The following is a 24,294-nucleotide window of genomic DNA, read 5'->3' as shown; positions in this document are numbered from 1 at the left end:
CGGCCGGGAGCTGAACGGACGGTCTCAGCAAATTCACCCTTTCATTTTGATGTGGCGATTTTGATGTGGCAGGGCCAGTCGGCCCGTCGTCCCGTGCTCCCGCCTTCTGAGCAGCTCGAGTCCTTTCCGAAGGTCTCGAAGGGCTTGTCGCCGGAACCCGCGCCAACACAGGAAAGGACAACCATGCCTCTTTATGAGCATGTTTTTCTCGCGCGTCAGGATGCGAGCACCCAACAGGTGGATGAACTGACGGCCCAGATGACGGGTATCGTCGAACAGGGCGGCGGCAAGGTCACCAAGACCGAGAGCTGGGGCGTGCGCTCCCTCACCTACCGCATGAACAAGAATCGCAAGGCGCATTTCGTGCTGATGAACATCGACGCACCGTCGGCTGTCGTCACCGAGATCGAGCGCCAGGAGCGGATCAGCGAAGACGTCATCCGCTATCTCACCGTGCGCGTCGAAGAGCACGAGGAAGGCCCGTCCGCGATGATGCGCAAGGCCGACCGTGACCGCGAGCGCGATGACCGTGGCGGTGGCTTCCGCGGCGACCGCGAAGGCGGCTTCCGTGGTGATCGCGATGGCGGCGGCTTCCGCGGCGATCGTGGCCCGCGCCGTCCGCGCGAAGAAGAAGCTGCGACCGAGGAGTAATGAATCATGGCTGATGCTGGTGCCCGCCGTCCGTTTTTCCGTCGTCGCAAGTCCTGCCCGTTCACGGGCGCGAATGCGCCGAAGATCGACTACAAGGATTCCAAGCTGCTGATGCGTTACGTCTCCGAGCGCGGCAAGATCGTGCCGAGCCGCATCACGGCCGTGTCCGCCAAGAAGCAGCGTGAGCTCGCCCGCGCCATCAAGCGCGCGCGCTTCCTCGGCCTGCTGCCCTACGTTATTCGCTAACCGTGTCCGGCCGGCGGCACGCGCCGCCGGCCGCTCATTCTCATAAGGCTTCCGGGTCGTCCGGTCGCCGATGGTTGGGGTTCTCGACAGAGTGCCTCTAACCGCTCGAAAGGAGCGGGACAGCTGATGATCGCGATCCTCATTGTTGCACTTGCAGCCGGCGCCGCGTCGGCGCTGATGTTCGCCTCGATCAGTTCGGGCGCGCTGATCTCGTTGCTGCTGTACTTTCTTGCGCCGCTGCCGCTGATGGTGTCGGCACTCGCCTGGGGACCGCTTGCTGCGGCCATCGGCGGCGTCGCTGCCGCTTCCGTTCTCGGCACGCTCTTCGGACTTCCCTATTGCATCGCGTTTGCCATGATGGTCGCCCTGCCCGGCTGGTGGCTCGGCCACCTCGCGCTGCTCGGCCGGCCGATCGCGGGCGCAGCCGCTGACACCGCCACCCAGCAGCCGCCTGCGCTCGAATGGTATCCCGTCGGCCGTATCCTGCTCTGGATCGCGGCCTTCGCCATCATCACCACGACCGCCGCGCTGCTCACGCTCGGCTCGGATGCCGACACCGTCACCGGTGCTTTGCGGCGTGGCCTGCTGAAGGTGCTGAGCGCCGGCGAAGGGCTGCCCAGTGCTGAGATCGAACGATTGGTCGACGCGCTGGTGATCCTCGCGCCCCTCGCGGCAACGATCCTCGCGATGGTCACGCTGACGCTGAGCCTGTGGCTCGCCGGCAAGATCGCACAAACCTCCGGGCGGCTGAATCGACCGTGGCCGGATTTCCGCACCACCGCGCTCCCCGCGATGACGCTGGTCGCTCTGTCGGTGGCGGTGGCCATCTGCTTCGTCGGCGGCATGCTTGCGGTGCTGGCGCAGATCGTCACCGCGGCGCTGGTGATCGCCTATGCGCTGGTCGGCTTCGCCGTGCTGCACACGCTGACGCTGACGCTCGCCAATCGCGGCTTCTGGCTCGGCGGCATCTACGTTGTCGTCGTCATGTTCGGCTGGCCGATCGTGGCGATCTTCGCGCTCGGCATTGCGGACGCCGTGTTCGGACTGCGCCAGCGCTATCTGCAAACCAGACCGCCGCCTTTGCCTGCGGCCTGACATTCGATCCAACCACTCAACCCGATACTTAGCCTCTAAAGGAGAACGAAAATGGAAGTCATTCTGCTGGAACGCGTTGCCAAGCTTGGTCAGATGGGCGAAGTCGTGCGCGTCAAGGACGGGTTCGCCCGCAACTTCTTGCTGAAGCGCGGCAAGGCGCTGCGCGCCACCGAAGCGAACCGCGCCAAGTATGACGGCATGAAGGCCGAGCTCGAGGCCAACAACATCAAGGCCAAGGGCGAAGCCGCCGTGGTCGCCGAGAAGATCGACGGCCGCGACATCATCATCATCCGCCAGGCCTCCGAGTCCGGCCAGCTGTTCGGCTCGGTCACGGTGCGCGACATCGTCGTTGCGCTGGCTGCCGACGGCATCACGGTTGCCCGTCCGCAGGTCTGGCTCGACTCGCCGATCAAGGTGATCGGCGCGCAGAAGGTGACCATCGCCGTCCACCCCGAGGTCGAGACCAGCGTCACCGTGACGGTCGCCCGTTCCGCCGAAGAGGCCGATCGGATCAAGCGCGGCGAGGACATCTCGACCCGTCAGGAAGACCAGGACGCTGCCGCCGAAGCGCTCGCTGCCGCCGGCGAATTCTTCGATCCGGAAGCGCAGCACGACGACGAGGCCGCGCCGGCTCCGGCTGCCGAAGAGAAGTAAGCGTCTCTTCGTCCCTCCACCGACTGAAGCCCGGCCCCATCAGGCCGGGCTTTGGATTCGTGCCGCCGCCTGATCGTCGAGCATCGCGATCGACGCGAGTGCCGTCGCGGTGTGCTTCTCCTTGCCGTCGATGACGCAGAACACGTCGGCCGCGACGACGGCGACCTGGCGTCCGGGCTTGATCACGCGCGCCCGGCAGATCAGGCGATCGCCCGATGCCGGCGACAGCAGGTTCAGCTTGTACTCGGCCGTCAGCGCCGGCTGTCCGCGCGACGTCGCCGCCGCGATCGTGGTGGCGTTGTCGACCAGGAACGCCGTCACCCCGCCGTGAAACAGGCCTTGCTGCTGCAGCAGCTCCGGCCGGCGGTCGACCGCGAGCGTGCACGCGCCGCGCGACAGCTCGGCCACTTCAGCACCGACAAGTCCCATGAAGCCCTGACGGCCGACATTGTCGCGAATCCGCGTCGCGATCGGCGCAAAGTCCGGATCGGTCTCGTTCATGACGTTCCTCCTGCTCGCTCCGGCGCACCTGGCGCCACCACCGCGCGGATCGCGCAGGCGATCAGCGTCTCGACCTGCTCACGCGGGTCACCGGGATGGCGGCCCGACAGATAGGCGCGGCAAAAGATCTGCGCCGGCCCGATGATCTGGCTGAAGAACAGCACAGCGCTCATCGGCAGCAACTCGCCGCGCGCGAGCAGCGGCGCGCGCCAGCGCTCGATGCCATCGGTGAGCCGCGAGTTCTCGGTGCGCTGCGCGCCGCGCACCTCCTCGCTCCACTCGCTGCGCGAAATCTCGAACAGGAAGCGCGCCTCGCGCCTGTTGGTCACGACCCAATCGAGATGGGCGCGGATCAGCCGCGCAACGCCCTCACGGGCGCCGTGCGTGTCGTTGACCGCGGTGATGATCGCGGCGTGGTAGGCCTGCAGGATCTCCAGGAACAGGGTTCCGGCGAGCTCCTTCTTCGAGGTGAAGAAGTGGAAGAAGCTGCCGTTGGACGCGCGGGCACGGGAGCGGATTTCGGCCACCGTCGCGCCCTCGAACCCGTCGCGGTCGAACACCGCCAATCCCGCCGCCAAGAGATCGTCGCGTGCCGTACTCACTGCTGCTCCCTTCCTGACTAGATCAATACTCTAGAGTTATACTCTAGTGGCAGTCAAATGATAACGCCGGACCTCACGGCCCGGCGTTGGCGATTACTTCGAGGTCGGCGCTTCCGGCGGACCGGAGCCCGGTGTCGTCGGGGGCGGCGGAGGCGGCGCGGCCGCGGTTACCGGGGGCGCGGCGGGCGCCGGCGCGGGCGATGGGGCAGCGGCCGGCTCGGGCGCAGGGGGAGCGACGGGAGCCGCGGGTGTGACCTCCGGAACCGGGTCCGATCGCACGGCAGCCGTGTCGGGCTGGCCGGCAGGCTTCGCCGGCTTCTCCGCCTCACCCTTGTCTTCGCGCTTGATGGCGGTCTGGGATTTGGGCTCGTCGCCCGCCGCCTCCCCCTTGGGGGCCTCGTCGGATTTCGGCTCCTCGACCGGCTTACCGCGACGGCCGTGCTTCTGGCGCGCCGGTTTGCCCTCGCCCGCGGCCTGCGGGGTCTGGCCGTCATCCGGCTTGGCACCATCCGGCGTCTCGCTCGGGCGCGCCATGCGCCGGCCGCGGTGGGCGGGACGTGCTTCGGGATTCAAACCGTCGGCGTCGGGCTTCGCGGCCTCCTTGGCCCCTTCCTGCGGCGCGGCACCCTGATGCTGCCGGCGAGACGGGCGCTCGGCCGGCTGCTCCGGAGACTGGTTTGCCTCCCGGCCCTTGGCCCCCTTGGGCTGATCCTTGGCCTGGTAGCGCGGGTCGTTGGCGCCGTTCGAAATCAGATAGGACGCCAGCACCCCGGCCATGTCGCTCGACGTCGTGTAATGCTGGCGCAGGAAGCCCGGCAGCGAGCCGGCCGGCACGGTCTTCAAGAGACCGCGCGGGCTCTTGTGGCAGGCCGTGCAGGTGTTGGCGAAGATCTGGGAGGGGCTTTTGCCGGCCTCGAGGTTTTGCGCTTGCGCTGATACGGCCGACAGGCAGCCAATCAGAAGCGTCACCGTCGCCAGACTGAGGGCTCGGCTCAACATTCCTTAACTCTCCAGATTCCGGAAAAATCGCCGCCTGCGCCTCATGGATCGGCCGCGGCGGTCACCTTTTATCCGATTATCGCGCGAATGGAAGCGCGCGCATGCCGCATCCACGCAATTGTCACATTTTGGAATATCGGCTTTGACCACAACGCAATAGCGCGATCCAATTCCCTGCCTATGTTTGGGTTGGGGACACATTGGAGTGATCAGCTCCGGTGGTGTCAGTGTGCAGCTTGCCGTTCCGTTGGTGCTTCGATGGACCGATTGTTGCGATTTTTCTTGGGGCGCTTCATCCGCCGCGGTTCGATCACGTTCACGACCGCGAGCGGCGCCAAATTTACCTGTGGTGACGGCACGGGCATTCCCGTCGCCGCACGGTTCATGACCAGGGCCGCCGAACTGCGCGTTCTGGTCGATCCCGAGCTTTACCTCGGCGAAGCCTTCATGGACGGCACCTTCGTGGTGGAGCAAGGCAGCATCGCCGATGTGCTGGCTGTCCTGATGGGCCAGGCGGCCATGTTGCCGAACTTTGCCAGGATGCAGGCCTGGGTTCGTTTCCTCGGGCGGCGCGCCCAGCAGCTCAATGTGCGCGGCCGGTCGCGGAGCAATGTCGCCCGCCATTACGACCTCGACGGCCGGCTCTATTCCCTCTTCCTCGACGCCGACAAGCAATATAGCTGCGCCTATTTCGAGGCGCCGGACGCGACGCTGGACGACGCCCAGCTCGCCAAGAAGCGCCACCTTGCCGCAAAACTCCTGATCCAGCCCGGCCACCGCGTCCTCGACATCGGTTCCGGCTGGGGCGGACTGGGGCTTTATCTCGCCGAGATGAGCGGCGCCGACGTCACCGGCGTCACGCTGTCGACCGAGCAGTTGCAGATCGCCAACGCCCGGGCGGCGGAGAAGAACCTGGCGCATTCGGCGCGCTTCCTGTTGCAGGACTACCGCGACATCCCCGGCCCGTTCGACCGCATCGTCTCGGTCGGCATGTTCGAGCATGTCGGGGTCGCCTTTTACGAAACCTTCTTCAAGCGCTGCGTCGAGCTCCTGAGCGATGACGGTGTCATGCTGCTGCACTCGATCGGCCGCTCGACCGGTCCCGACGTCACGAGCCCCTGGATTCGGAAATACATCTTCCCCGGCGGTTACATTCCGGCGCTTTCCGAGGTCATGCCGGCGATCGAGAAGGCCGGGCTGCTGATCTGCGACATGGAGATCCTGCGGCTGCACTATGCGGAGACCCTGAAGGCGTGGCGCGACCGCTTCATGGCGCGGCGCGAGGAGGCTGTGCGGCTCTACGACGAGACCTTTGCCCGGATGTGGGAATTCTATCTGGCGGCCTCGGAGATGTCGTTCCGGGTGCAGAACATGATGAACTTCCAGCTGCAGCTGACCAAGCGCCAAGGCATCGTGCCGATGACCCGCGATTACATCGGCCGCGAGGAAGGCCGCCTCCGGCTCAAGGAAGCCGGCGCTGCAAAACCCCGGCTGCAACTCGCCGGCGAATAGGTCTGCAAGAACCGGGATTGCTAGTTGCGCAGGCTGTAGGCCGAGCCGCAATGGTCGAAGGTCGGCGCCGGACGCGCGAGGTGGGCTGCAGCGGCTGAAATCAGGCCGACGTCGCAAGGAACGTTCTGGACCTCCGGACGCGCCGCCTGCTCCATGGCCTCAACGAGCGACGCCAGCCAGCCGCGGTCGATGCCGCCTGCCCGGGCAAGCCCAAGACCAAGTCCAAGTCGCGCTGTCTGAAACCCTCGAGCCATCGTCACCGTATCTTCCCTGAGCGAAGACAACCCGGAATCCGCCGGGTCGTTCCCGCGAGCCTGCCGCAAAGAAATTGCGACAGGTGTGATCTGCTTCACAGAGGTCCGTTCCGGGCTGTCGTAGTGGTCCGGCATGACCCGAGAACCGCACCAGACGATGTTGGACCCGCAACGCGACCTCGTGACCGACTACGCCTTGATCGCAACCGGCGTGGCCGCCGCCTTGATCGCGCTGGCTTTCCTCATCCTGGTCTGAGGAACCGAGGCCAGCACCGACCTCGCAGCTGGTTGGGCGCGGCAGCCCGGAAAAAGGTTCAGGCCGCGTCAGATTTTTGCCGACGACATCGTTGACCGGCGGTTTTCGACCGAATCCCCGTCAAGCGGAATGCATCCGGCCGTGGCGGATTCACACATTGCGTTGTGTGAATCGTGCATAAGAAACATCCGTCCTTTCGCTTCGTGCCGGGCTGGCGCTTGATCGCGGCCCCACAGCCGAAAATCTCAGTAACGACGAAATCAGAAGAATAAGCTCGTCCATGGCCTTGATTGATTCGAACGTTCACAAGCTCGCGCCCGACGCCGCGTCCCCGACCTATCGGAGCGCGCCGCACAACATCGAAGCGGAACAGGGGCTGCTGGGCGCGATACTGGTCAACAACGACGCCTTCTACCGGGTCTCCGATTTCCTGGAGGCGAAGCACTTCTTCGAAGCCATCCACCAGCAGATTTATGAAACGGCCAGCAGTCTGATCCGGATGGGCAAGGTCGCCAATCCCGTGACCTTGAAGACGTTCCTGCCTGCCGAGCTGGACCTCGGCGGCATGACGGTCAGCCAATACCTCGCTCGCCTCGCCGCCGAAGCGACCACCATCATCAACGCGCAGGACTACGGGCGTACCGTCTATGATCTCAGCCTGCGCCGCAACCTGATCCAGATCGGCGAGGAGATCGTCAACGTCGCCTACGACGCACCGGTCGATTTTGCCCCGCGCGCGCAGATCGAGGACGCCGAACGGCAGCTCTACGGCCTCGCCGAAACCGGCCGCTACGATGGTGGCTTCCAACGCTTTGCGGATGCACTCACGGTCGCCGTCGACATGGCGGCCAAGGCGTTCCAGCGCGACGGCAAACTGTCCGGCATTTCGACGGGACTGCGCGACCTCGACACCAAGATGGGCGGATTGCAGCCAAGCGACCTGATCGTGCTCGCCGGCCGTCCCGGCATGGGCAAGACCTCGCTCGCCACCAACATCGCCTACAACATTGCCAGGGCCTATGTCCCCGAGGTGCAGGCCGACGGCACCACCAAGGCGGTGAACGGCGGCGCGGTCGGCTTCTTCTCCTGCGAAATGAGCGGCGAACAGCTCGCCACCCGTATTCTCGCCGAACGCACCGGCATTCCCTCCAGCCATATCCGGCGCGGCGGTATCTCCGAGCTCGATTTCGAGAAGATCCGCGACTGCTCGATCGAGTTGCAGTCGCTGCCGTTCTACGTCGACGAAACCGGTGGTCTGTCGATCTCGCAGCTCACCGCGCGCGCCCGCCGCCTCAAGCGGCAGAAGGGTCTCGACCTGATCGTGATCGACTACATCCAGCTGTTGCAGGGCTCGGGCAAGCGCGGCAACGACAACCGCGTGCAGGAAATCACCGAGATCACCACCAATTTGAAAGCGCTGGCGAAGGAGCTCAACGTCCCCGTGATCGCGCTGTCGCAGCTCTCGCGCCAGGTCGAAAACCGCGACGACAAGCGGCCCCAGCTTTCGGACCTGCGCGAATCCGGCTCGATCGAGCAGGACGCCGACGTCGTGATGTTCGTGTACCGCGAGGAATACTATCTCGCGAACAAGGAACCACGGCCCGGCACCCCGGAGCACGCGACCTGGCAAGCTGAAATGGAGCGCGCGCTCGGCAAGGCCGAAGTCATCATCGGCAAGCAGCGTCACGGTCCGACCGGCACCGTCGAGCTGCACTTCGAAGCCAGCGTCACCCGGTTCGGCGATCTCGCATCGGACGGACTGGTCCCGGATCGTCCCCCCTCCTACTAATGGCCGCGCACAGTTGAAGGCGGCCCGCCCCGCTTGTACAACTGAGCCATGAACATCGTGACCGACGCGAAATCGCAGCTAACGCCCGAAGCCAGTTTGCTGGCGGCCCATCCGACCGCCACCGGCATCCTGACCGTCGACCTCGACGCCGTCATCGCCAATTGGCGCAAGCTCGAGAAGACCGCGGTCCCGGCGGAATGCGCCGCCGTGGTCAAGGCCAACGCCTATGGCTGCGGCGCCGAGCAGGTGTCGCGGGCGCTGGCCAAGGCCGGCTGCAAGACCTTCTTCGTCGCCACCGTCGAGGAGGCCGCCGTGGTGCGCGCGGCCGTTCCGCAGGCGACCGTGTATGCGCTCGGCGGTTTCTTCCAGCAGACCGGCGACGCCTACGCCAAGATCGACTGCAAGCCTGTCATCGGCGATCTCAACGAGCTCGCCGAATGGGACGTGTTCTGCCGTCGCTCCGGCTGGTCCGGCGGCGCCGCCATCCATATCGATACCGGCATGAACCGGCTCGGGCTGACGGTCAGCGAAGCACAGGGCATCATCCCGCGGATCAATGCCGGCGATCACGGCATCACGCTGGTGATGAGCCACCTCGTCTCCGCCGAACTGCTCAACAATCCCGCCAACGCCAAACAGCTTGCGAGCTTCCGCGAGATCGCGAGCCTGTTCACCGGCGTGCCGGCCTCGCTCGCCAACTCCTCCGGCGTGTTCCTCGGCGCGCAATTCCAGTTCGAGATGGTGCGGCCGGGCTGCGCGCTCTATGGCGTCAACCCGACGCCGGAGGCCGACAACCCGATGCAGCAGGTGGTCGACCTCAAGGCGCGCATCGTGCAGATCCGCAACATCGATCGCGGCGAGACCGTCGGCTATGGCGGCACCTGGACCGCGCGCCGGCCGACCCGGCTCGCGATCGTCTCCGCGGGGTATGCGGACGGCTATTTCCGCGCCGCCAGCGCCAATGACGGCACCCGCGGCGCCGAGGTCGTGGTCGCCGGCAAGCGTTGCCCGATCGCCGGCCGCGTCTCGATGGATTTGATCGCGGTCGACGTCACCGACCTCGACAAGAATGCCGTGCGACGCGGCCACATGGTGACGCTGATCGGCGAAGGCATTACGGTCGACGAGGTCGCGCATCATTTCGGCACCATCGGCTACGAGGTGCTGACCAGCCTCGGCCGCCGCTTCGTGCGCATCTACAAGGGCGGCGATGCCGTCGCCGCGACAACCGACCCGGCCGCCGAAAGAAGCGACGCCGTCGCCGCGAAGAGCGAGCCGGCGGAGGCGCAAGCAGCGCCTCCTGCTTTGCCAACAGCAGCGCCTGCGCCGCCACCATTACCTGCCGCCGCGCCAACCGCACCGTCTACCTGACGCGATCGAGGTTCGCGATTGCGCATGAAGATCGCGACCTTCAACATCAACAACGTCAACCGTCGGCTGCCGAACCTGCTGCGCTGGCTGAAATCCGCCAGGCCCGACGTCGTCAGCCTGCAGGAGTTGAAAGCCAGCGACGCCGAATTTCCCGCGGCAGCGCTCGAGAAAGCCGGTTACGGCGCGGTGTGGCAGGGACAGAAGACCTGGAACGGCGTCGCCATCCTCGCGCGCAAGGCCGAGCCGGTCTTGATCCGCACCGCCCTGCCCGGCGACCGCGACGACCATGAGGCGCGCTACATCGAGGCCGCGGTGCGCGGCATCGTCGTGACCAGCCTTTACCTTCCGAACGGCAATCCGCAGCCCGGCCCGAAATTCGACTACAAGCTGGCCTGGTTCAAGCGGCTGCGCGCCCACGCCGCCAAGCTGCTCAAGCAGCAGGTCCCCGTGGTGCTCGCCGGCGACTACAACGTCGCGCCGACGCCGCTCGACATCTATCCGACCCGCTCCTGGGACAAGGATGCGCTGATCCAGCCGAAGAGCCGCGCCGCGTTCAAGGCGCTGGTCGATCAGGGCTGGTGCGATGCGCTCCGCACGCTGCACCCGGATCGTCAGATGTTCACCTTCTGGGACTACAAGCGCCAGCGCTGGCCGCGCGATGCAGGCCTCCGGCTCGATCACCTGCTGCTAAGCCCCGACGTGGCGGCGCGGCTCGCGAAAGCCGGCGTCGACCGCGACATCCGCGGCGAGGAAGGCGCCAGCGATCATGCGCCGGCGTGGGTGGTTCTGAGGTGATGTCTTTGCGTGTCGCGCTTGAGCCCCAATCGATCTGTCGTCCCTGCGAAAGCAGGGACCCATACTCCGCGGCCGATGTTGTTGAAGAGACTCGTCGTTCCGACATCGTGCACCAACAACCATTCGTGGTTATGGGTCCCTGCTTTCGCAGGGACGACACTGAATGTGTGGCGCTGGTTGCGAGTCAAACATCCGCATTCTCGCGACACGGGAGCCCATCGACGCGCGCGAATACGGCCGGATGTGGCGGACCGGGTACAGCCGGAGGTGGTGCAAATCGACTAGTCTGGCATCGATTTGATTCATGCATTGGGTCTGCCCATGAAGACATATTTCGTCGCCGCATCCATGCTCATGCTCGGCATTGCAAGCGCGTCCGCTGCCGACCTCGCCGCTCGCCCGTACACCAAGGCGCCCCCGATCGTCGCCGCCGCCAATGACTGGAGCGGCTTCTACCTCGGCGCCAATGGCGGCGGCGGCTGGAGCCGGAAGTGCTGGGACGTCGTGCCCTTCGTCATCACCAATCCGGCGCTTGGCGTCGTGAATTTCACCGGCTCGGAAGGTTGCCACACCCCGAGCGGGGCGACCGCCGGCGGCCAGATCGGTTATCGCTGGCAGCAGGCGGCCTGGGTGTACGGCGTCGAAGCGCAGGGCAATTGGGCCGACCTTTCCGGCTCGAACCCGTCCACAGCCCCGCTGTTTGCGGGCTTCGCCAACCGCTCAAAGATCGATGCCATCGGCCTGTTCACCGGACAGATCGGCTATTCCTGGGGCGCCTTCCTGCTGTACGCCAAGGGCGGCGCGGCCGTCGTGCGCGATCGCTACGAGAGCTTCATCACGCCGGCATTCGGGCCGGGCGTACCGGTCGGCTTCATCGCCGACCGCGGCAGCGAGACGCGCTGGGGCGGCGCGATCGGCGCCGGCGCCGAATATGCGATCGCACACAACTGGTCGCTGGCGATCGAATACGACCACCTGTTCATGGGAACCAACAGCGTCCGCATGACCTACGATCCGGTGTTCGTCGCCCAGCTCAACCATGACGAACGCATCCGCCAGGACGTCGACATGGTGACGGTGCGCGTCAACTACCGCTTCGGCGGTCCGGTCGTCGCGAAGTACTGACGCTGCGCGCGACGACACGTCCCTGGTTCAAGGCGCCCTTGCGCCATCTCGAACCCTGAGGTCACACTGAGCCTTCGCTTTCGAGACACGCATCCGGCGTGGCTCGGGATCTCGTCGCGGAGCGCGCGTGGGCTTCCTGTTCGTCCTCATCGTCGGCCTCCTCGCCGGCACCATCTCAGGCATCGTCGGCACCGGCTCGTCGATCATGCTGATGCCGGTGTTGGTCTATCAATACGGGCCGAAGCAGGCGGTGCCGATCATGGCGGTCGCGGCCGTGATGGCCAATCTGTCGCGCATCCTGGCCTGGTGGCGCGAGGTCGACTGGCGCGCCTGCGCCGCCTATTCGATCACGGGCATTCCGGCCGCAGCGCTTGGCGCGCGCACCCTGCTCGCTTTGCCTTCGCGCGCGGTCGACATCGCGATCGGCGTGTTCCTGATCGCCATGGTCCCGGTGCGGCACTGGCTGGCGCAGCACCGACTGAAAGCCAATCTCTGGCATCTGATGATCGGCGGCGCGCTGATCGGCTATCTCACCGGCATCGTGGCGTCGACCGGTCCGCTCAGCGTGCCGCTGTTTTTGTTTTACGGCCTCAGCAAGGGCGCGTTCCTCGCCACCGAAGCGGCAAGCTCGCTCGGGCTCTATGTCAGCAAGTCGGTGACCTTCGAGCGGTTCGGCGCGCTGACATCGGACATCGCGCTGAAGGGCCTGATCGCCGGCGCCTCGCTGATGGCCGGTGCCTTCATCGCCAAACGCTTCGTGCTGCAAATGAAGCCGGAATCGTTCCGCCTGATCATGGACGGCATCATGCTGGCGGCGGGCGTGTCGCTGCTGTGGTCGGCAATGGCGCCGTAGGATTCCTGACACGACTCACATCGACTCCGCGCGACCAAGCCTTGCGCAAATGGATTTCGACGCGACGAACACGACTATCCTCGCAGGGATATCGTAATTCTACGGAGCGCTCTGCGCACCTCGTGGGGTGTACGCCGAAAGAGCCTTGTTTAGCGCTCGCCTCCCGTTGTTATCCGGATTGCCTCCATCCGGCGACTGCGTTTATGACAACTTCATTACTTGCACTCGACCGTTTGCGGACAAGAAATTTGCTCCAGCAGGCATCACGGGGTTGATCGACGACCCGGATGCGAATCCCGAGAGTCAGGCGACACATGGAGCGCAATCGAGCGCGCACCTCGGTGCCTGATGTCGGCGTGACGGACTCGGGATCGCAAGTCGAAGAATTGGAAGTCGCGGGTTGTCAGAACCTACGACAGGCGGGAAAGGCAGACGCGCGATGCGCAAGATGATGATCACGACTGCGGCGGCCGTCACGTTCGCTGTGGCCGGTGCGGCCTTCTGGCCGACAGCAAGGCCCGATGTCGAACACCTCGGTGACAGCGTCTACGAGACGATCTGGGTCTGGCGAATTCCGGCCTACACGAACAATCCGTCCTGGCGCGTTCGCTGGAGCTGGACCGATCCGCTGCGCGCGCAGGCACGATGCTGCCGGGCTCTGCCGACGGGTTTGGCGCCGCGCGGGAATTCGCCGCTGCTGCTGTCGGGGTGGGACATCCGCGCTTGAATGCGGCCGCCGATCAGGCAGCCGCGCATTTGATTCAAATTCGCGTTGTAGTTGAATTCACTTTTTATCCTTAACCAGAAACCCGATCTTTAATTTACATCTGCAAGATGCGGTTTACCTTGTCTCCGCGAACACAGCGGACTCGGGGACAACAAGATGCGCCAGTTAAGCCTCACGCTGTCATTGGCCTTCTTTCTCACAGCACAAGCCTTGAGCGTCGCCGCCGACGATACGAAACCGGGCCAACCGGGTTCGGCTGCTGCCATTGAGCGCGTGGCGTGCTCGCTGCGGCCGAAAACCGAGGAACCGTCCGATCCGTCATCGACCTCGGCTATTCCTCACGTTGAAAAGTTCGTCGCACGGGAACATTTCAAGGAGGACATCGCGTCGAGCGCGCCGGTGAAAATCTCCTGGTTGGGTGCGACCTTCGCGCGCCGCTTCACCGACAAGGTCGAGGACGATGCCGGCGGCGCATCGTTGCAAACCTTTGTGCTGAGCGCCGCCGCAAGCGACAACGACATCCTCGCCAAGCTCGGTCAGAGCCACGAGAGCAGGCTGGCCGACGTGTGGTGCGCGTTGAAGCAGCAGCCCAACGGCAACGGCGGCCCTCTGGAGACCAACGCCAAGCCGAACGTGTTTTACGTCCGCGATATCGGAGGAGAGCTCGGTGCCGTCGACGTGCTCTGGGGCGGCGTCGGATGGGAGATCGGCGCCAGCCCGGTGGGAGACAAGCCGCGATGGCCGGCCGGAACGCGGGTGTTCTCGCGCTGATTCCGTGGTGCCGTCAGGCGCCCTCCGATCATGGACAGCATCCTGGCGGCCAGTGACGCTGCTGTTCTATCCATTCCGGCGCGGCGCGCGGCACTGAGATGTTCTGCAACAGAACGTGTTGCCTGCGTGGCGGCCGGGTCCTGCTAGGACTTCGTCGTCTGCTTGGGGAGCTGCGATCGTGGGCGCTTTGATCTTCGATTTCGACGGCGTGATCGCCGACAGCGAGGCCATCGCCAACACCGTGCTGGCGGAGACCGTCAGCGATCTCGGACACGCCACCACGCTCGATCAGGCGCTCACGCGCTACTCCGGCAAACGGTGGACCGACGTGATGACCGAAATCGAGGCGGCGATCGGGCGGCCCCTGCCCGCCGACTTCTCCAGCGCGCTCAAGCGCGCCACGCTGGACCGGTTCCGAACCGACCTCAAGGAGGTCGGCGGCGCCACCGACTTCATCCGAAAATTCTCCGACATCCCGCGCTGCATTGCCTCATCGAGCTCGCTGGACCGCCTGCAATTGTGCCTTTCGCTGCTCGGACTGGAAGCGGAATTCGACGGCCGCGTCTTCAGCGCCGACATGGTCGCGCGCGGCAAGCCGCACCCGGATATCTTCCTGCTTGCCGCCGGGAAGCTCGGCGCAAAGCCCGGCGAATGCCTGGTCATCGAGGACAGCGCCGGCGGCATCAGGGCGGCGGTCGCAGCCGGCATGACGGCGATCGGCCTGTGCGCCGCGAGCCATATCCGCGACGGTCACCATGCAGCGCTGCGTTCGGCGGGCGCGGTGCATCTGGCGAATTCGTGGCGCGAGGTCGAGCACATCGCCCGGCAATTCTTCCAGATGTCGAGGTGATCGATCGAGCATGTCGCTCGTATCAGGCTTTCCGTGCTAAGCAGCCGTGCATCGTCGACCACGCGACTCACCTGCTCCATGGCCAAATCAACCCTCTCCTTCGTCTGCCAGAACTGCGGCGCGGCGTATAATCGCTGGCAGGGCAAGTGCGACTCCTGCGGCGAGTGGAACACGCTGGCCGAGGAAGACACCACGGGCTCGGTGCCGGTCTCGATCCGCAGCAAGCGCAAGGGGCGGACGTTCGCGCTGGAATCGCTGTCCGGCAAAACCCAGGACGCGCCGCGGCTGTCGTCGGGCATGGCCGAGCTCGACCGTGTCACCGGCGGCGGCTTCGTCCGCGGCTCGGTGCTGCTGGTCGGCGGCGATCCCGGCATCGGAAAATCCACGCTGCTGACCCAGGCCACCTCCATGATGGCGCGCGCCGGCCACCGCGCGGTCTATATCTCGGGCGAAGAGGCGGTCGCGCAGGTGCGGCTGCGCGCCGAGCGGCTCGGGCTCGCGGACGCGCCGGTGCAGCTGGCGTCCGAAACCTCGGTCGAGGACATCGTCTCGACGCTGTCGGAAGGCGCGGTGCCGCGGCTGATCGTGATCGATTCGATCCAGACCATGTGGACCGACACGGTCGAATCCGCGCCGGGCACGGTGACCCAGGTCCGCGCCTCGGCGCAGGCCCTCATTCGCTTCGCCAAGAAAACGGGTGCAACGATCATCCTGGTCGGGCATGTGACCAAGGACGGCCAGATCGCCGGCCCCCGCGTGGTCGAGCACATGGTCGATGCGGTGCTGTCGTTCGAAGGCGAAGGCTCGCAGCAGTTCCGCATCCTGCGATCGGCGAAGAACCGGTTCGGCGCGACCGACGAGATCGGCGTGTTCGAGATGACCGGGCTCGGCCTGCGCGAGGTCACCAATCCCTCGGAATTGTTCCTCTCCGAACGCGAGCTCGGCAGCCCCGGTACCGCGGTGTTCGCCGGCATCGAGGGCACCCGCCCGGTGCTGGTCGAGTTGCAGGCGCTGGTGGCGCCGACCTCGCTCGGTACGCCGCGCCGCGCCGTGGTCGGCTGGGACCCGAGCCGGCTGTCGATGGTGCTGGCGGTGCTTGAGGCGCATTGCGGCGTCAAATTGTCCGGACATGACGTCTATCTCAATGTCGCGGGCGGCCTGCGCATCCAGGAGCCGGCCGCGGACCTCGCAGCTGCCGCCGCGCTGGTCTCCTCGCTGGTGAATGCGCCCTTGCCGACCGATGCGGTCTATTTCGGCGAAATTTCGCTGTCCGGCGCGATCCGCCCGGTGGCGCAGACCCCGGCCCGGCTGAAAGAGGCCCTCAAGCTCGGCTTCGGCCGCGCCATCCTGCCCGAATCGGCCCGCGGCGATGGCGGCGGCGATAGCGGGCTTGCGCTGAACAGCGTCGGTAATCTGACCACGCTGGTCGCCGAAATTGCCGCGCGCGGGACACCCCGAGGCGGCCGGGCCGCACCGAGGGACGACCAGGATAGCTCCAGGGGCGCTGATGCGGCTGAGAAAAATGCCACACCGGCCCGATTCCGTCGCGAGACCAGCTAAAGCGGGCGTGACGTATCAGCCCCCCGCCGCTATACATCCGCCGCGCGGGACTAGTGGTGTTGCGGCCTTGCCGAATGCCCCCGATGCGCCTCAGTTAGGACGGCACCGACTTTGCCGATTCGCGAGCCCTTAACAGCGGACCCAAACGTACCAGCGGACCTGACCAGCCGATGCCCATAACGATACTTGATCTCGTCCTGCTCGGCGTGATGCTGATCTCGGGCCTGCTTGCCATGGTGCGCGGCTTCATGCGCGAGATCCTGTCGATCGCGGCCTGGGGCGCCGCAGCCCTGGTCACGCTGTATGCTTTCTCGAAGCTGCTGCCGACCGCCAAAACTTACTTCAATAACGACACGGTCGCGGCCGTGGTCGTGGTGGCCGGCGTCTTCATCGGCACGCTGATCGTGGTCTCGATCATCACCGTGCGGATCTCGGACATGATCCTGGATTCCCGGATCGGCGCACTCGACCGCACCCTCGGCTTCCTGTTCGGGCTCGCCCGCGGCCTCCTGATCGTGGTCGTGGCGTTCATGTTCTTCACCTGGCTGGTTCCGGACAAGCAGCGGCCCGATTGGGTCACCGGCGCGAAGTCCCGGGTGGTGCTGCAGGGAACCGGGGATTGGCTGATGGCGCTCTTGCCTGACGACCCCGAGAACACCATCTTAAAGAAGTTCAAGAAGAATAAGCCGGACGACGATTCTGCGGCTGATACCAACGATCAGGCAACGCCGACGTCGGGCGATGGCTATAGCAAACCTGCGCGTGACAGCTTGAAAAAGCTGATCGAGAAACCCGCGGGCCGATAACTTATTTGGGCCCCTTACGAGAGGCGATGAACGAGATGCAAACCCCTTCCGATCACGCCGCCCAAATGGATCTCGATTTGGGCCCGATCGAAATGCAGGACCATCTTCGACAAGACCCTCTCCGGGACAACGATTTCAGATACCACCCCGATCTCGATGGCGACACGCTCCGCGAGGAATGCGGCGTGTTCGGCGTCTTCGGCCATCCCGAATCCGCGGCGATTACCGCGCTCGGCCTGCACGCCCTGCAACACCGTGGCCAGGAGGCCGCCGGCATCGTCTCCTTCGACGGCGCCCGCTTCCACAGTGAACGCCGCCTCGGCCTGGTCGGCGACGCCTTCTCCCGCCGCGAGGTGATCGACCGCCTGCCCGGCAATGCCGCGGTCGGCCATGTCCGCTACCCCACCACCGGCGGCACAGGCCTGCGCAACGTGCAGCCGCTGTTCGCCGAGCTCAATGCCGGCGGTTTTGCGGTCGGCCACAACGGCAACCTGACCAACGGCCTGACCTTGCGCAGCGAGCTGGTCAAGGGCGGTGCGTTGATGCAGTCGACCACCGACACCGAGGTGATCCTGCATCTCGTGGCACAGTCGAAGCGCGCGCGCTTCATCGACCGCTTCATCGAGGCGTTGCGCGCGATCGAGGGCGCCTATGCGCTGGTCGCGCTGACCAACAAGAAGCTGGTCGGCGCCCGCGATCCGCTCGGCATCCGTCCGCTGGTGCTCGGCGATCTCGACGGCCATCCGATCCTGACCTCGGAGACCTGCGCGCTCGACATGATCGGCGCGAAATATGTCCGCGACATCGAGCCCGGCGAGATCATCGTGTTCGACGAGCGCGGCGCGCACAGCCACAAGCCGTTCCCGCCGAAGCCGGCGCGGCCCTGCATCTTCGAGTACATCTATTTCGCGCGCCCGGATTCGATCGTCGGCGGCCGCTCGGTGTACGACGTGCGCAAGGCGTTCGGCGCCCAGCTCGCGCGCGAGAGCCATCCCGAGGTCGACGTCGTGGTGCCAGTGCCGGATTCCGGCGTGCCCGCCGCGGTCGGCTACAGCCAGTATTCCGGCGTGCCGTTCGAGCTCGGCATCATCCGCAACCACTATGTCGGCCGCACCTTCATCCAGCCGACCCAGACCGTGCGCGAGCTCGGCGTGCGCATGAAGCATTCGGCCAACCGCGCCGCGATCGAAGGCAAGCGCATCATCCTGATCGACGACTCGCTGGTGCGCGGCACCACCTCGAAGAAGATCGTGCGCATGATGCGCGATGCCGGCGCCCGCGAGGTGCATTTCCGCCTCGCCTCGCCGCCGATCCTCTATCCCGACTATTACGGCATCGATCTGCCGGACCGCGGCGGCCTCTTGGCGGCGACCCATTCGCTCGAGGAGATGCGCGACATCATCGGTGCCGACTCGCTCGCCTTCCTGTCGATCGACGGCATGTATCGCGCGATGGGCTATGAAGGGCGCGATCCGGCCAATCCGAGATTCGCCGACCATTGCTTCACCGGCGCCTATCCGACCCACCTCACCGACCAGAACGAAACCGAGGCCCCGCCACGGCAGCTCTCGCTGCTGGCCGAGGCGAGTTAGCCACATCCGCTGTCGTCCCTGCCTAGGGCGCGTTTGCGCTCCGGAGCAGGGACTCATAACCACCGGCCCATGAGGCTGGGGCAGTATTAGACACGAACACTTACTTCCATCATCGCCGTCACGGCGTATGGGTCCCTGCTTTCGCAGGGACGACGATTTGTTAGAGTCCCTTCCATGACAAAACCCCTCGCCTCCCGTATTGCCCTCGTGACCGGCGCCTCGCGCGGCATCGGCTATGCGACATCCGTCGCGCTGGCCAAGGCCGGCGCGCATGTCGTGGCGGTGGCGCGGACCCAGGGCGGGCTGGAAGAGCTCGACGACGAGATCCGCAAGGACGGCGGCAGCGCCACCTTGGTGCCGCTCTCGCTGACCGATTACGACGGTATCGCGCGGCTCGGGCTCGCGCTGCATGAGCGCCACGGCAAGCTCGACATCCTCGTCGGCAATGCCGGCACCGCCGGTCCCTCCTCGCCGCTCGGCCACATCGAATTGAAGCCGTGGAACGACGTGTTCGCGATCAACGTCACGGCGAATTTCCAGCTGATCCGCTGCATGGACCCGCTGCTGCGCCAATCCGACGCCGGCCGTGCGGTGTTCGTCACGTCAGGCGTGGCGCACAAGGCCAATGCCTATCTCGGCCCCTATGCCGCCTCGAAGGCCGCCCTCGACACGCTGGTGCGCTCCTGGGCCAACGAGACCGCCAACACGGCGCTGCGCGTCAACCTGTTCAGCCCGGGCCCGATCCGCACCCGGATGCGCGCGCAGGTGTTTCCCGGCGAAGACCCGATGACGCTGGATACGCCCGACATGGCCGCCGAATTCGTCGTGCCGATGTGTTCGCCGGAGTGGACCGAAACCGGCAAGCTCTACGACTACAAGGCGCGCACGCTGCGGAGCTTCCAGCCGCCGGCTTAGGTTGACGAACCGTAGCCCGGATGAAGCGAAGCGTAATCCGGGAAGCGTCTGTCCGCGGAGAGACTGCCCCGGATTTCGCTTCGCTCCATCCGGGCTACGCACCTCCTTGCAATTGACTCCGCCCCCTCCCCGCGATTGACTGCCCCCCTCAAGCGGGACGCCCCGCCAAGAAAAAATCTCGGGAGGCATCATGACGCCGACGTTCAATCGCGCGCGCTCCATTCTGTCCGGATTGTTTCTCTCCGCCGGCATCGCATCATCAGCCCTTTTTGCTCAACCAACGCCCGCCAGGGCCGGTGACGTCCCGACCTTCGCGGTCGACGCCTCGTGGCCCAAGCAGCTGCCGAACAACTGGATCATCGGCCAGGTCGGCGGCATCACCGTCGACTGGCAGGGGCACATCTGGGTGGTGCACCGGCCGCGCTCGCTGACCGATGGCGAGAAGGCGGCGAGCCTCACCCCGCCGCGCGCGAAATGCTGCGTGGCTGCGCCGCCGGTGCTCGAATTCGATGTCGACGGCAATCTGTTGCGGGCCTGGGGCGGCCCCGGCGACGGCTATCAATGGGTCGGCCGCGAGCACGGCATCGAGGTCGACGAGCGCGGCTTCGTCTGGATCGGCGGCAACGCCGACGACGACAGCGCGATCCTGAAGTTTTCGCTCGACGGCAAGTTCCTCGGCCAGATCGGCAAGATCGCAGCCCGCACCAACAGCAACGACACCACCCAGCTCGGCCGCCCGGCCGAGATGGCGATCGACAAGGATGCCAACGAGCTCTACATCGCCGACGGCTATGGCAACCGCCGCGTCATCGTGTTCGACGCCACCACGCTGGCCTACAAGCGGCACTGGGGCGGCTACGGCAAGCTGCCCACCGATGACAAGCAGCCGCCTTATGATCCAAGCGCCGCGGTGCAGGAGCAGTTCGGCAATCCCGTGCATTGCATCAAGATCGCCAATGACGGGCTGGTCTATGTCTGCGACCGCAGCCAGGACCGCATCCAGGTGTTCAAGAAGAACGGCACCTTCGTGAAGGAATGGTTCTACGAGAAGAACACCCGCGGCGACGGCGCGGTGTTCGATCTCGCGCTGTGGCCCGATCCGAAGCAGACCTATCTGCTCAACGCCGACGGCGCCAACAACGAGATCCGCGTGCTGAAGCGCGACGACGGCAGCGTGGTCGGCACCTTCGGACATAGCGGCCGCAATGCCGGACAGTTCGCCCTGCTCCACGTCATGGCGGTGGACCAGAAGGGCAACGTCTACACCGGCGAGGTCGAGGGCAAGCGGATCCAGAAATTCAAGCTGACCTCGGATGCGCTCAAATAAGCGGCACCCAGAGCTTCGGTTCTGATTGAAGCATGACGCTTCGACGCAGTTCATCCGGCTTTATGCGGATTGCCGCTCGCCGAAGGAAAGGGTAAGCGGGAACCCGAACGACCGGCACAAGGCTCCACAAGAGGGCCGCCCCGGAAAAAATTGACAGTGGAGGGAATGTCTCATGACGACGACGCTCGCACGGCGCCACGCCGTGCTTCTCGCTTGCGCTGCACTCGGCCTTGCTACGCCTGCCTTTGCTCAGGACAAGAACGTCAAGATCGGCGTGCTGAACGATATGTCCGGCCTCTATGCCGACATCGGCGGGCCCAATTCGGTGGCCGCGGCCAACATGGCGGTGGAAGATTCCGGCCTGCGCGCCAAGGGCTGGAAGATCGAGGTGGTCAGCGGCGACCACCAGAACAAGCCCGACGTCGGCGTCAACATCGCGCGCAACTGGATCGACAACGAGAAGGTCGACATCATCACCGATACGCCGAACTCCGGCGTCGCGCTGGCGGTGAGCAACCTTGCCAAGGAAAAGAACTCGATCGTGCTCAACTCGGGCGCGGCGACCGCCGATCTGACCGGCAAGGCCTGCAACGCCAACACGATCTCCTACACGTTCGACACCTACATGCTCGCCAACGGCACCGGCAAGGCGCTGACCAAGGCGGGCGGCGACACTTGGTTCTTCCTCACCGCCGACTACGCCTTCGGCCATGCGCTGGAGCGCGACACTTCCGCGGTCGTGACCGCCAACGGCGGCAAGGTGCTCGGCGGCGTCAAGCATCCGCTCAACACCGCGGACTTCTCCTCGTTCCTGCTGCAGGCGCAGGCCTCCAAGGCCAAGATCATCGGCCTTGCCAATGCCGGCGGCGACACCACCAACGCGATCAAGCAGGCGTCCGAATTCGGCATCACCGCGGGCGGACAGAAGCTCGCGGCGCTGTTGCTGTTCGTCAACGACGTGCATGCGCTGGGCTTGAAGATCGCCCAGGGCCTGACCTTCACCGAGTCGTTCTACTGGGACATGAACGACCAGACCCGCGCCTGGTCGAAGCGCTTCCAGAAGGTCTCGCCCAAGGGCTCGATGCCCTCGATGACGGTGGCCGGCGTCTATGCCGGCGTGCTGCATTATCTGAAAGCACTCGACGCGATGGGCGGCAATCCGCATGACGGCGCCAAGGTCGTGGCCAAGATGAAGGAGATCCCGACCGACGATCCGCTGTTCGGCAAGGGTCCGTTGCGGATCGATGGCCGCCGCATCATCCCGGCCTATCTGTTCGAGGTGAAAAAGCCGGAAGAGTCGAAATATCCCTGGGACTATTACAAGCTGATCGCCACCATCTCGCCGGAAGACGCCGCCAAGCCGCTCGAGGCCAGCGATTGTCCGCTGGTGAAGAAGTGATTGCGTAGGGTGGGTTAGCGAAGCGTAACCCACCATCTTTTCCACGGCACGAAGTCGGCGGGTTACGCCTTCCGCCTTCGCTCGTTGAAATACGGCGGACGTAGTCGGCTAACCCGCCCTACTCTTCTTCACTTCGCCGCCGATTTTGCCTTCGCCGGCGTCGGCAGCGATGCCCATTCCCTGTCGGCACGCGGGCCGCCCGCGTCGCCGGTCAGGCCGACGAGCTGTCCGGGCTGAACGTCGAACGTCTGCGTCCAGGTCTGGGTCTGGCACAGGAACCTGATCAGGCATCCCTTGAGCTTGAGCCGATCGGACGCGTCGCGCCACAGCGAGACCGAATAGGACTTGCCGTCCTCGGCATTGTAGATGTCGCCGTCGAACCGGCCCTCCGGCGACAGCTTCAATCCCAGGATCAGCTGGTGGCCGAGCAACGCGCGCGTTCGCTTGTCGGGATCGGGATTGAAGCCGTCGCGGAACGGCTGGCCGCGAGGGTCGAGCGGATCCTTCATCCACACGATGAAGCCGCAGATGCGGTCGCGCGTGGTGCCGCAGCGCTCGAGGCGGATGCGTGCGCGTCCATCTTCGGTGAGCCATGTGCCACTCGGATCGCTCGATGCGATCACTTCGGCATGACCGGTTGAGCTCATCAGAATGGCGGCGACCAGGCTGCGCAAGAACAGGCGAACCATGTAATTCATTCGACAGCACCTTTCATTGTCGGGATGGTTGCGGCAGGCGCGACGCGCGCCTCACTTCAGTTGCGCCATGAAGGCATCGGCACCCTTGTCGATGCCGGCGGTAGCGGCGGCGAGATCGCCGACGCTGGCCTTGATGTCGTAGGCGTTGGGATATTGCTTGCTGACGTAAGCGCCGAGCAGGCGCGCGGTCGCACTGTCGAACATCTCGACGGCATAGATCACCGAGCCGGTCATCGTGCCCTCGCCGTCACGCGCGGCCTGCACGCCGTTATAGATCGCACCGGCCATATCGAAACGCGACAGCGTGCCGAGCACCGGCGTGTTGGCGACCGCGCCGGTCAGCGTCAGCCGCACGCGAAACGTATTCGGCCCGCGCGTATTCACCAGCGTGAAGCGGCCGCGCAGTTTGTCGGCAAAGCGGGTCTGCATATAGGCGGCGAGCGTCTCCTTGTCCTTCTCGGACATGTCGCCGAACTGATGATCCGCGCCGCGATAGATCACGACCGGATCAAGCATCACCTTGTTGTAGCTCCGCCAATCGACCGGCGGCGCATAGCGATACGGCACACGCCCCGACGAGTCGGACGTATCCGGCGTCATATAGGCCGTTGATGCCACCTCCGAATAAGCCACCGGCGTGACGGCGGCACATCCTCCGGCGAGGACGCAAAGCGCCATCGCTCCCAGACCGCGCGCGGCGATCGAGCTCTCCATTCCAATCTCCTCATCCGATCCTAAAGCGGAAGAGCAGCTTGGCCGCAGCCGCGTCCGGGGCTGAAGTGCGGCTGCGGCCGTCACTGCCGATCTGGCTCGCCCTCACGGCGCCGCCAGATCTTGCCTCAGTGCAACAACTATAAAACCGACCAGTTGGTTTGTAAAGTTGCAATCGCAGGAAACGCGTCAGAAAAATGCGGCGATCGATTTGCCGTGGGAGCTGGTGCGGCCG

Annotated in this window: 26 protein-coding genes; 20 read left to right on the top strand and 6 right to left on the bottom strand. The window is 65.3% G+C overall.

The features are described 5' to 3' along the window. Positions 1 to 183: 183 nt before the first annotated feature. From rpsF to rplI, 4 genes are all read left to right on the top strand, one after another. Entirely contained in the window at positions 184 to 651 is a 468-nt protein-coding gene (gene rpsF, locus ACOIX3_RS17855; RefSeq protein ID WP_092113431.1) for a 30S ribosomal protein S6, read from the top strand. A 6-nt stretch (positions 652 to 657) separates the two neighbouring features. After that, the gene (gene rpsR / locus ACOIX3_RS17850) at positions 658 to 897 is read left to right on the top strand and encodes a 30S ribosomal protein S18 (RefSeq protein WP_016844287.1); all 240 of its coding nucleotides are present in this window, start codon (positions 658 to 660) and stop codon (positions 895 to 897) included. 126 nt (positions 898 to 1,023) lie between these two features. Next, a complete protein-coding gene (locus ACOIX3_RS17845; RefSeq protein WP_420971146.1) occupies positions 1,024 to 1,992 on the top strand; it encodes a hypothetical protein in 969 nt (322 codons plus the stop codon). 51 nt (positions 1,993 to 2,043) lie between these two features. Beyond that, entirely contained in the window at positions 2,044 to 2,646 is a 603-nt protein-coding gene (gene rplI / locus ACOIX3_RS17840) for a 50S ribosomal protein L9 (RefSeq protein ID WP_342722371.1), read from the top strand. A gap of 39 nt (positions 2,647 to 2,685) precedes the next feature. On the opposite strand, the gene ACOIX3_RS17835 is transcribed toward rplI, so the two are convergent. The 3 genes from ACOIX3_RS17835 to ACOIX3_RS17825 form a co-directional block, all read right to left on the bottom strand. Beyond that, positions 2,686 to 3,147, bottom strand: coding sequence for a PaaI family thioesterase (locus ACOIX3_RS17835; RefSeq protein WP_420971145.1), 462 nt, complete (start codon positions 3,145 to 3,147; stop codon positions 2,686 to 2,688). Next, positions 3,144 to 3,749, bottom strand: a complete 606-nt coding sequence (locus ACOIX3_RS17830; protein ID WP_420971144.1) for a TetR/AcrR family transcriptional regulator — start codon at positions 3,747 to 3,749, stop codon at positions 3,144 to 3,146. Before ACOIX3_RS17830 ends, ACOIX3_RS17835 begins: the two co-directional genes overlap by 4 nt. A 93-nt stretch (positions 3,750 to 3,842) precedes the next feature. Then, entirely contained in the window at positions 3,843 to 4,748 is a 906-nt protein-coding gene (locus tag ACOIX3_RS17825; RefSeq protein ID WP_420971143.1) for a hypothetical protein, read from the bottom strand. Positions 4,749 to 5,006: 258 nt separating this feature from the next. On the opposite strand from ACOIX3_RS17825, the gene ACOIX3_RS17820 reads away from it, so the two are divergent. Continuing rightward, positions 5,007 to 6,260: a class I SAM-dependent methyltransferase gene (locus ACOIX3_RS17820; protein ID WP_420971142.1), complete on the top strand. Its 1,254-nt coding sequence runs from the start codon at positions 5,007 to 5,009 to the stop codon at positions 6,258 to 6,260. A gap of 20 nt (positions 6,261 to 6,280) precedes the next feature. Here the strand turns inward: ACOIX3_RS17820 and ACOIX3_RS17815 are convergent, their stop codons facing one another. Continuing rightward, on the bottom strand, positions 6,281 to 6,649 hold the full coding sequence (locus ACOIX3_RS17815; protein WP_420971141.1) for a hypothetical protein: 369 nt from the start codon (positions 6,647 to 6,649) through the stop codon (positions 6,281 to 6,283). Between ACOIX3_RS17815 and ACOIX3_RS17810 the strand changes: the two genes are divergently transcribed. The 15 genes from ACOIX3_RS17810 (at position 6,648) to ACOIX3_RS17740 (ending at position 22,650) form a co-directional block, all read left to right on the top strand. Further along, positions 6,648 to 6,770, top strand: a complete 123-nt coding sequence (locus tag ACOIX3_RS17810) for a hypothetical protein (protein ID WP_256437482.1) — start codon at positions 6,648 to 6,650, stop codon at positions 6,768 to 6,770. The genes ACOIX3_RS17815 and ACOIX3_RS17810 overlap by 2 nt on opposite strands. Before the next feature lie 280 nt (positions 6,771 to 7,050). Beyond that, positions 7,051 to 8,559, top strand: coding sequence for a replicative DNA helicase (locus ACOIX3_RS17805; RefSeq protein ID WP_420971140.1), 1,509 nt, complete (start codon positions 7,051 to 7,053; stop codon positions 8,557 to 8,559). Positions 8,560 to 8,607: 48 nt separating this feature from the next. Then, positions 8,608 to 9,930, top strand: a complete 1,323-nt coding sequence (alr, locus tag ACOIX3_RS17800; RefSeq protein WP_420971139.1) for an alanine racemase — start codon at positions 8,608 to 8,610, stop codon at positions 9,928 to 9,930. A gap of 24 nt (positions 9,931 to 9,954) precedes the next feature. After that, a complete protein-coding gene (gene xth / locus ACOIX3_RS17795; protein ID WP_420971138.1) occupies positions 9,955 to 10,725 on the top strand; it encodes an exodeoxyribonuclease III in 771 nt (256 codons plus the stop codon). Positions 10,726 to 11,046: 321 nt separating this feature from the next. Continuing rightward, positions 11,047 to 11,850, top strand: a complete 804-nt coding sequence (locus tag ACOIX3_RS17790; RefSeq protein ID WP_420971137.1) for an outer membrane protein — start codon at positions 11,047 to 11,049, stop codon at positions 11,848 to 11,850. A gap of 127 nt (positions 11,851 to 11,977) precedes the next feature. Next, positions 11,978 to 12,703: a sulfite exporter TauE/SafE family protein gene (locus ACOIX3_RS17785; protein WP_420971136.1), complete on the top strand. Its 726-nt coding sequence runs from the start codon at positions 11,978 to 11,980 to the stop codon at positions 12,701 to 12,703. Positions 12,704 to 13,142: 439 nt separating this feature from the next. Next, entirely contained in the window at positions 13,143 to 13,430 is a 288-nt protein-coding gene (locus tag ACOIX3_RS17780; RefSeq protein WP_420971135.1) for a hypothetical protein, read from the top strand. A gap of 156 nt (positions 13,431 to 13,586) precedes the next feature. Continuing rightward, positions 13,587 to 14,201: a hypothetical protein gene (locus ACOIX3_RS17775; RefSeq protein WP_420971134.1), complete on the top strand. Its 615-nt coding sequence runs from the start codon at positions 13,587 to 13,589 to the stop codon at positions 14,199 to 14,201. A 178-nt stretch (positions 14,202 to 14,379) separates the two neighbouring features. Continuing rightward, positions 14,380 to 15,051, top strand: coding sequence for an HAD family hydrolase (locus ACOIX3_RS17770; protein WP_420971132.1), 672 nt, complete (start codon positions 14,380 to 14,382; stop codon positions 15,049 to 15,051). Positions 15,052 to 15,129: 78 nt separating this feature from the next. Further along, positions 15,130 to 16,611, top strand: a complete 1,482-nt coding sequence (radA, locus tag ACOIX3_RS17765; protein WP_420971131.1) for a DNA repair protein RadA — start codon at positions 15,130 to 15,132, stop codon at positions 16,609 to 16,611. Positions 16,612 to 16,781: 170 nt separating this feature from the next. Further along, complete coding sequence (locus tag ACOIX3_RS17760; protein WP_420971129.1) at positions 16,782 to 17,417, top strand: CvpA family protein; 636 nt, start codon at positions 16,782 to 16,784, stop codon at positions 17,415 to 17,417. A gap of 26 nt (positions 17,418 to 17,443) precedes the next feature. Further along, positions 17,444 to 19,009 (top strand): amidophosphoribosyltransferase, encoded by a 1,566-nt coding sequence (gene purF / locus ACOIX3_RS17755; RefSeq protein WP_420971128.1) that lies wholly within the window; start codon positions 17,444 to 17,446, stop codon positions 19,007 to 19,009. A gap of 174 nt (positions 19,010 to 19,183) precedes the next feature. Further along, the gene (locus ACOIX3_RS17750; protein WP_420971127.1) at positions 19,184 to 19,924 is read left to right on the top strand and encodes an SDR family NAD(P)-dependent oxidoreductase; all 741 of its coding nucleotides are present in this window, start codon (positions 19,184 to 19,186) and stop codon (positions 19,922 to 19,924) included. A 190-nt stretch (positions 19,925 to 20,114) separates the two neighbouring features. Next, a complete protein-coding gene (locus ACOIX3_RS17745) occupies positions 20,115 to 21,251 on the top strand; it encodes a hypothetical protein (RefSeq protein WP_420971126.1) in 1,137 nt (378 codons plus the stop codon). Positions 21,252 to 21,423: 172 nt separating this feature from the next. Beyond that, positions 21,424 to 22,650: an ABC transporter substrate-binding protein gene (locus ACOIX3_RS17740; RefSeq protein ID WP_212317769.1), complete on the top strand. Its 1,227-nt coding sequence runs from the start codon at positions 21,424 to 21,426 to the stop codon at positions 22,648 to 22,650. Between the two features lie 128 nt (positions 22,651 to 22,778). Here the strand turns inward: ACOIX3_RS17740 and ACOIX3_RS17735 are convergent, their stop codons facing one another. After that, positions 22,779 to 23,348: a DUF2147 domain-containing protein gene (locus ACOIX3_RS17735; RefSeq protein ID WP_420971125.1), complete on the bottom strand. Its 570-nt coding sequence runs from the start codon at positions 23,346 to 23,348 to the stop codon at positions 22,779 to 22,781. Positions 23,349 to 23,399: 51 nt separating this feature from the next. Then, positions 23,400 to 24,062 carry a DUF3313 domain-containing protein gene (locus tag ACOIX3_RS17730; protein ID WP_420971124.1) on the bottom strand — a complete coding sequence of 221 codons (663 nt, stop codon included), beginning with the start codon at positions 24,060 to 24,062 and terminating at the stop codon, positions 23,400 to 23,402. Between the last annotated feature and the right edge of the window lie 232 nt (positions 24,063 to 24,294).

The sequence above is a fragment of the Bradyrhizobium sp. B120 genome (assembly GCF_049075665.1).
Taxonomy (GTDB): domain Bacteria; phylum Pseudomonadota; class Alphaproteobacteria; order Rhizobiales; family Xanthobacteraceae; genus Bradyrhizobium.
Note: the sequence above shows the minus strand (reverse complement) of the source record. Positions and strands in the feature narration are given on the sequence as shown.